At 53.8% G+C, this 5,581-nt stretch carries 9 protein-coding genes; 2 read left to right on the plus strand and 7 right to left on the minus strand.

From position 1 onward, the window contains the following. The 5 genes from ALO43_RS18765 to ALO43_RS18785 form a co-directional block, all read right to left on the minus strand. Positions 1-761 (minus strand): VirB4 family type IV secretion/conjugal transfer ATPase (locus ALO43_RS18765; RefSeq protein WP_459564958.1); only part of this gene is annotated, 761 nt, incomplete at its 3' end. Further along, positions 664-1,152, minus strand: coding sequence for a VirB3 family type IV secretion system protein (locus tag ALO43_RS18770; RefSeq protein WP_054997910.1), 489 nt, complete (start codon positions 1,150-1,152; stop codon positions 664-666). The genes ALO43_RS18770 and ALO43_RS18765, both read right to left, overlap by 98 nt. Positions 1,153-1,164: 12 nt before the next feature. After that, positions 1,165-1,500 carry a hypothetical protein gene (locus tag ALO43_RS18775; RefSeq protein WP_054997913.1) on the minus strand — a complete coding sequence of 112 codons (336 nt, stop codon included), beginning with the start codon at positions 1,498-1,500 and terminating at the stop codon, positions 1,165-1,167. Beyond that, positions 1,500-2,207 (minus strand): lytic transglycosylase domain-containing protein, encoded by a 708-nt coding sequence (locus ALO43_RS18780; protein WP_054997911.1) that lies wholly within the window; start codon positions 2,205-2,207, stop codon positions 1,500-1,502. Before ALO43_RS18780 ends, ALO43_RS18775 begins: the two co-directional genes overlap by 1 nt. 343 nt (positions 2,208-2,550) lie before the next feature. Further along, complete coding sequence (locus tag ALO43_RS18785; RefSeq protein WP_019740455.1) at positions 2,551-3,198, minus strand: helix-turn-helix domain-containing protein; 648 nt, start codon at positions 3,196-3,198, stop codon at positions 2,551-2,553. 501 nt (positions 3,199-3,699) lie between these two features. Here ALO43_RS18785 and parA point away from each other — a divergent pair. Beyond that, on the plus strand, positions 3,700-4,329 hold the full coding sequence (parA, locus tag ALO43_RS18790) for a ParA family partition ATPase (protein ID WP_054997912.1): 630 nt from the start codon (positions 3,700-3,702) through the stop codon (positions 4,327-4,329). Then, entirely contained in the window at positions 4,326-4,556 is a 231-nt protein-coding gene (locus tag ALO43_RS18795; protein WP_019742104.1) for a hypothetical protein, read from the plus strand. Before parA ends, ALO43_RS18795 begins: the two co-directional genes overlap by 4 nt. A 53-nt stretch (positions 4,557-4,609) precedes the next feature. Here the strand turns inward: ALO43_RS18795 and ALO43_RS18800 are convergent, their stop codons facing one another. Both ALO43_RS18800 and ALO43_RS18805 read right to left on the minus strand, forming a co-directional pair. After that, entirely contained in the window at positions 4,610-5,119 is a 510-nt protein-coding gene (locus ALO43_RS18800; protein WP_019742103.1) for a GNAT family N-acetyltransferase, read from the minus strand. After that, on the minus strand, positions 5,116-5,397 hold the full coding sequence (locus ALO43_RS18805) for a type II toxin-antitoxin system TacA family antitoxin (protein WP_019742102.1): 282 nt from the start codon (positions 5,395-5,397) through the stop codon (positions 5,116-5,118). The genes ALO43_RS18800 and ALO43_RS18805 overlap by 4 nt, the downstream gene beginning before the upstream one ends. Positions 5,398-5,581 lie beyond the last annotated feature (184 nt).

A 5,581-nucleotide genomic window follows, 5' to 3' on the forward strand; every position in this document is an offset into this window, starting at 1 on the left:
TGTATAAGAGACAGGTCCTTGGCCTTGTTGCGGTCCTCGAACAGAAACGTTTGCACCAGGGTGAACTCGAACTGCTGCTCGATAGCCTCGTCCCACATACCGGGGTAGGTCCCGCCACTGGGGTAGTCGCGCAGGTCAAAGGTGGTCGCGAAACGCTGACCGCCTCGATTGGGCCGGTTCTCGACAAAATCGTAGTTTTCGAAGTTGGTGACGCTATCAATGATCGCGTCACCCAGGCGGGTGTCGCTGACCAGCACGTCTTTTTCGTGCCCGTTGATCAGCAGGCTGTAGTAGCGCCCGATCTGCGAGAACAGCGCACCGTGTTCGTTTTCCTCCAGGCCCATGATGACCGGGTCATATTCGGCCAGCAACGTAGAGGAAAGTGACAACAGGTCGCTCATACGCTCGATCCCTTCATCCACCTCGCGGTATTTGAGGATCAGGGCAATGCTGTACCCGACCTGATAAAAGGTGCCGTTGCGAAACGGTGCGGTGTAAGCGTCCACGAAGTCCTGAAGCGCGGGCAGCGGCAAGGTGTATTGCGTGTCCAGCTCGATGCCCGTCTTGGTGATGTAGGTTTGCAGCATCAGGTGCTTGCCTTCCTTTTTGCCCAAGGCCAGGAAGTAGCGGTTGAGGTTATGAAACAGTTGGATCAGTTCTTCATCACTGCGGGTTTCGCTGGAAACCCCCTTTAACTGGATCAGGCTCACCAGGCGATTGCCGGGCAGGGTCACCATGTGTTCGTGGACCGGATAGCGCATCAATGGCGCTTTCTTTTCCGGGGGCATAACGCTTGTGTGAAAATCGTGCGCCATAGAATTCATTCCATTGCGGGTTAAAGGGGGTCAGCAACAACGGTTTGCCGTACTTGAGGCTCAGCCAGAGACGCCGCCGCCCAAAGCGGATGCGGCGCAAATATTGAGGATCAATCAGGCCCACGACCCTCAAGGCAATGAGGGCAATCAGGAACGGGGCGGCAGCGACCAGGCCCCACACCCAGGACAGCAGGAAGGTTGCGGCCACACCGAAGACCAAGCCGCCCATCAGCAAGCCCACCATCGGCATGATGGGGATGTTCCAGAACATCGCGGGCCGACTCATCGCGTTGTAGCTTTCGAAGGTCAGTTTCTTGAGTACTTCGTTACCGGCCATAAGCGCTCCTGATCAACCCGGCACGCCGGTGCCGAACACCTGCCAGGCCGCAGTGCCAAGAACCACCGAAGCCCCGACGACCAGAATCACACCGACCTGCTGGAGGTAGTCCATGAAGGTGTGCGAGCGGTCGCCCGTGGAGCGGGCAATCAGCCATTGGGCACCTGACCAGATCAGGCAAACCAGGCCCAGGGTGCCCGCCAGGGTGTAGAGGCCCAGGCGGATATTGCTGCCCCACTGGTTCAGCGTGCTGAGCCAGTCAGCGGAGGCGATGCCAGGCAGGCAAGCCAAGGCCACCAGCAAAATGCAGAGTTCGCCTTTGTTGGGCACAAGGGTACGTTTGATCATCATTGATCCTCTTGAGGGAGAGTTGAGGGTTGTTCAGGGGGTGAAGCGGGAACAGCGGGTGGGGCGGATGGCGCAGAAGCTGGCTGTGGTGCAGGTGGCAGATAACGTGGGTACTGGCGCAGCACGTCCCAGCTTTCATAGGTCGGTTCAACGGTGGACGCCGGGGCCTGAGCGCGCTGGAACTGGCTTGTCTCAGCGGAGCCGCCTTCCAACGCAGGGACGGTCACGGTGGTCGTGCCTGCGTTGGCCAACACACGTTGCACGTGGCTGCTGCCGCCAAATTCGGCCTCGGCCTTGAATCCGCGTTTGGGATTGCCGCTGTAATAGCAGGAAATAGCCTTGTGCAACGCTGCCTGCCGGTTGGGCTCCTTAGTGCTGGCCACTGCATAGCACTGTTCAAGAACAGCGGCGGCCATGCGCAGGTTGGTGCAGGGTTCAAATACGGGTTCGGGTCGGCTGACATCAAAATGCTGCCGGTTGATCTGGCCCAGGCCGATGCTGAAGTTAGCGCCCTCCTCCACCAGCTGCTTCACCACCAATACAGCTTCATCCAGGCTTTGCGGTTGACGCGGCAACACTCTGCCGACCACGCCAATGGCATAGGGATTGAAGGAGGATTCTGTCTTGACGATGGGTGTCAGCGTGGCAGGGTGTATCGAGGGAGCGCATTGCATAGCCAGGGCCAGGAAGGCACTGGTGGTGAGCATTGCAGGTTCCTTACGTTATGGGAGGTTTCCCGAATGGCCTTGTACAAGGCCATTTGGTGAAACCTCTCGATCTCCCAATAATGAGATCGAGGGGTCTTAAATCGTATTTCCGGCCGCGACCCTGTCCGCCAGAAAACTTGTTTGGGGCTTTACGCTGCGCACCCTGGGCCAGTTGCCAACCCTCTGAGCCGTTAAGGCCGACCCATCGCTGCATCAAGGCTGCATTATGCGCAGAACAATTTCTGCGTCAAGTGCAATTTAAGTAAGAAAAAGCCCGCTGTGCGGGCTTATGAGGGTTTGGAGATAGAAGAGCGCTGTTAGAGCAATTAGGAGTAGCCTGGAATCATAGGCCCGACATCCTCGCATCTACTACTCGTCCGATGAAGCGACAGTTACCGTCGATTTCGATGGTCCTGTATTTTTCATTAAGGGGTCGGAGATACCGGTATCCCGCGTCTTCTACATATTGCTTGAAGGTTTTATCACCAGAATCAAGCATTTCGACTACGTAAAATTTTCCGTTGATCACTTCGGCATCAGGCTTAACGAGAATCAAGGATCCTTCAGGAAAGCTTGGGTTTCCGGTGCAAGTCATCGAATGGCCGTTAACCATAAGCCAATAAGCTCCGTAACCAGCGTTTTCTGTGGACTGTATCATCCTATGACTTTCTCCGATTTTCCCAGGCGATTCGGTAACCTCTCCCGCTGCTACCCAGCTAATAAGAGGAAATTCACGAGGCTCGCGTATAGGCTGACGCACGCCGGATACGTTATTGGGGTCTGAGTACAGAACTGTTTCCATTTGCTGCTGTGCAGTAAGCTGGATACCTAGCGCCGCCATGATGAGCTTTAGCTTTTCGGGGGTAGTCCCCTGCAAGCCACGCTCGAAACGTGAAAGGTTTCCTGAGTCCGAGCCGATTTGATAGGCAAGCTCCTCTAGGGAAAGCTTTTTTGCCTTACGTGCGTTTCTTATGATTTGTCCTATATCCATAGGGCATGAATTTTCCAGCTACCATGCTTGGTGCGCAAAGTCGTATGCGCAAATTTTGCTTGAATTGATTATGCGCCAATCGCAGAATTCACTGTATTTTCCAATCAGGCAGCACTTATGACACCGCTAAAAAAAGCTCGAACCGCCCGAGGTTGGACCCTAACTGAAGTATCCAACCGTCTCGCTGACGTCGGGGCAGACAGGACAGACACGGGAAACCTTTCCCGAGTTGAAAGGGGTGAGCAACGCGCCTCCACAGCGTTGGCAGAAAATCTTTGCCGCATTTTTGATGGCGAAATTACCGAGCTGCACATCCTATACCCAGAGCGCTATAGGTCAGACTCTGCCAACTGATGCTTATAGGTAGACGAAAATTTTGGCGGCTCCGTAAGCCCCCACCTAAATAGACGTCCTTCCAGCTTCCTAATGACTTTATTTTCTGTATAATCGTAAATGCGATTAATCTCAAATACGTAAAATCGCATTTACGCAGAGGCCGATATGATAATAGGTGTTTTGAATCAGAAGGGCGGGGTAGGTAAAACGACGCTATCAGTCAATATCGCTGCTGCTCTTGCCAAAAGGGGGGCACGCGTCCTGCTAATTGACGCTGACCCTCAGGGAAGTTCTTTGGACTGGTCAGCAGCCCGCGAAGGTGAAACGCTTTTTTCTGTAGTGGGCCTGCCCCGTGCATCCATTCATAAAGAAATAAGCCAGGTTGGCCAAGGCTATGATCACATCATCATAGACGGCCCTCCGCGAGTTACTGACCTTGCCCGCAGTGCGATCATGGCCAGTGACCTCGTGTTGATTCCGGTGCAGCCATCCCCATATGACATTTGGGCAGCTGATGAGGTTGTGAAGCTCGTACAGGAGGCCACAGTATATAAAGAAAGTCTCAAATACGCTTTTGTGGTAAATCGTAAAATCGCAAATACGGCTATAGGTCGCGATGTAGGTGAAGCCCTAGCTGCCTATCCGGTGACTTTGCTGTCAGCAACAATTACACAGCGTGTTATCTACGCCGAAGCAGCAGCGCAAGGAAAAGCCATTTTTGAAATTTCAGCAGAAGGGCCAGCAACGAATGAAATTGAAGCCTTGGTAGCTGAATTGATGGAGTTCGGAAAATGAGCGCTAAGAAAATCTTGATTGGAGCTAAGCCCACCGTCAACGCAGCTGCCGAAGAATGGGTGCAGAACCGTGAGGTCCAGGCCAGCGACAAAGAAGCCAACAAACGCCTGACTATCGACATACCAGAAAGCTTACATCGAGCTATCAAAATACAATGTGCTGAACGTGGTAACCGGATTGCAGATGAAGTGAGAGAACTTCTTTTACAGAAGTACGGAAAGCAGTAAATACGCTTATAAGTTTTTACTTATTCACGATTATGAGGGTAAACCATGATAAATCAGCGGCTCCCTAGCAAATTTTGGACGGTTGCTAACGCCAAAAATAGGGTATGCGGCGAATCTGGCAATGCAATAAAACCGTGATGCCCATAGAAAGCCACTGCCGCCTCGTCCTTGGCATCCACCATCAGGGCGAAGGCTGCAATCTCCGAACGGATAGCACGGTCGAGCGCATCGGCCAGCAGCGCACCGCCAAGACCTTGCGACTTGAAAGCCTGGTCGACAGCCAAGCGCCCCATACGAACGGCGGGCACGGTGGGATAGCGCGGTAACTTCTTGCCGATACTGGCCGGAAGATCGGCCAATAATAGGCTTGCTGCTGCCAATGTGTAGTAACCCGCGATGCGCTGCCCGTCTGCTAAAGCCACAAAGCAAGCGGCCACGCGGCGGCGAACGTCTTGGGTGACTTGCTCGCGTAGGTATCGATTTAATGGCTCCGAATCGCTGTTGAATGCCGCGCGATCATGCGTGGCATCGAGCAGCGCGAGCCTGAAGGGTGCAACGCTCATTCAGTGCGCAAGAGCTTGCTGCGATGAGCAAAAGCACGTTCCAAAGCACGGACTGGTTGCGCCGGTGATAGCAGTGCTTGTGCAAAGCAATCCTGATCGGCCAGCGATAGCCGGATAACTTCGGCCTGCTCAATGGCGCGTTGCGCCGCATCCTGCACAGCAGACACCACGAAATCAGTCATGGTACGCCCTTGAAGTTCGGCTGCACGCTTAAGCATCGAATGCAAATCGGTGCTAATTCTGGCTTCTAGACGGGCAGTGGATACGGCAGTGGGCATGATTTTATCCTCCTTGTGCAACTGTACGGCAATTTGCCGTACGAATCTAGATAGGCTTTTGGTGATTCCGGCTTATCTTGACCAGCTCGAACGTTTGTTTGCGTAATGTGCAACGGTCGATTATGCGCAGGGGGAACAAAAACAACCTGAACCATGCCCTTGGCGTTAGGGAGACGCTGAAAAA

The sequence above is a fragment of the Pseudomonas tremae genome (assembly GCF_001401155.1).
GTDB classification, from domain to species: Bacteria; Pseudomonadota; Gammaproteobacteria; order Pseudomonadales; family Pseudomonadaceae; genus Aquipseudomonas; species Aquipseudomonas tremae.

Excerpts from the sequence above, each read along its gene's own strand:
- ALO43_RS18805 (WP_019742102.1), bottom strand. The coding sequence starts at position 5,397 with ATGCCCACTGCCGTATCCACTGCCCGTCTAGAAGCCAGAATTAGCACC.
- ALO43_RS18780 (WP_054997911.1), bottom strand. The coding sequence starts at position 2,207 with ATGCTCACCACCAGTGCCTTCCTGGCCCTGGCTATGCAATGCGCTCCC.
- parA (WP_054997912.1), top strand. The coding sequence starts at position 3,700 with ATGATAATAGGTGTTTTGAATCAGAAGGGCGGGGTAGGTAAAACGACG.
- ALO43_RS18770 (WP_054997910.1), bottom strand. The coding sequence starts at position 1,152 with ATGGCCGGTAACGAAGTACTCAAGAAACTGACCTTCGAAAGCTACAAC.
- ALO43_RS18775 (WP_054997913.1), bottom strand. The coding sequence starts at position 1,500 with ATGATCAAACGTACCCTTGTGCCCAACAAAGGCGAACTCTGCATTTTG.
- ALO43_RS18800 (WP_019742103.1), bottom strand. The coding sequence starts at position 5,119 with ATGAGCGTTGCACCCTTCAGGCTCGCGCTGCTCGATGCCACGCATGAT.
- ALO43_RS18795 (WP_019742104.1), top strand. The coding sequence starts at position 4,326 with ATGAGCGCTAAGAAAATCTTGATTGGAGCTAAGCCCACCGTCAACGCA.
- ALO43_RS18785 (WP_019740455.1), bottom strand. The coding sequence starts at position 3,198 with ATGGATATAGGACAAATCATAAGAAACGCACGTAAGGCAAAAAAGCTT.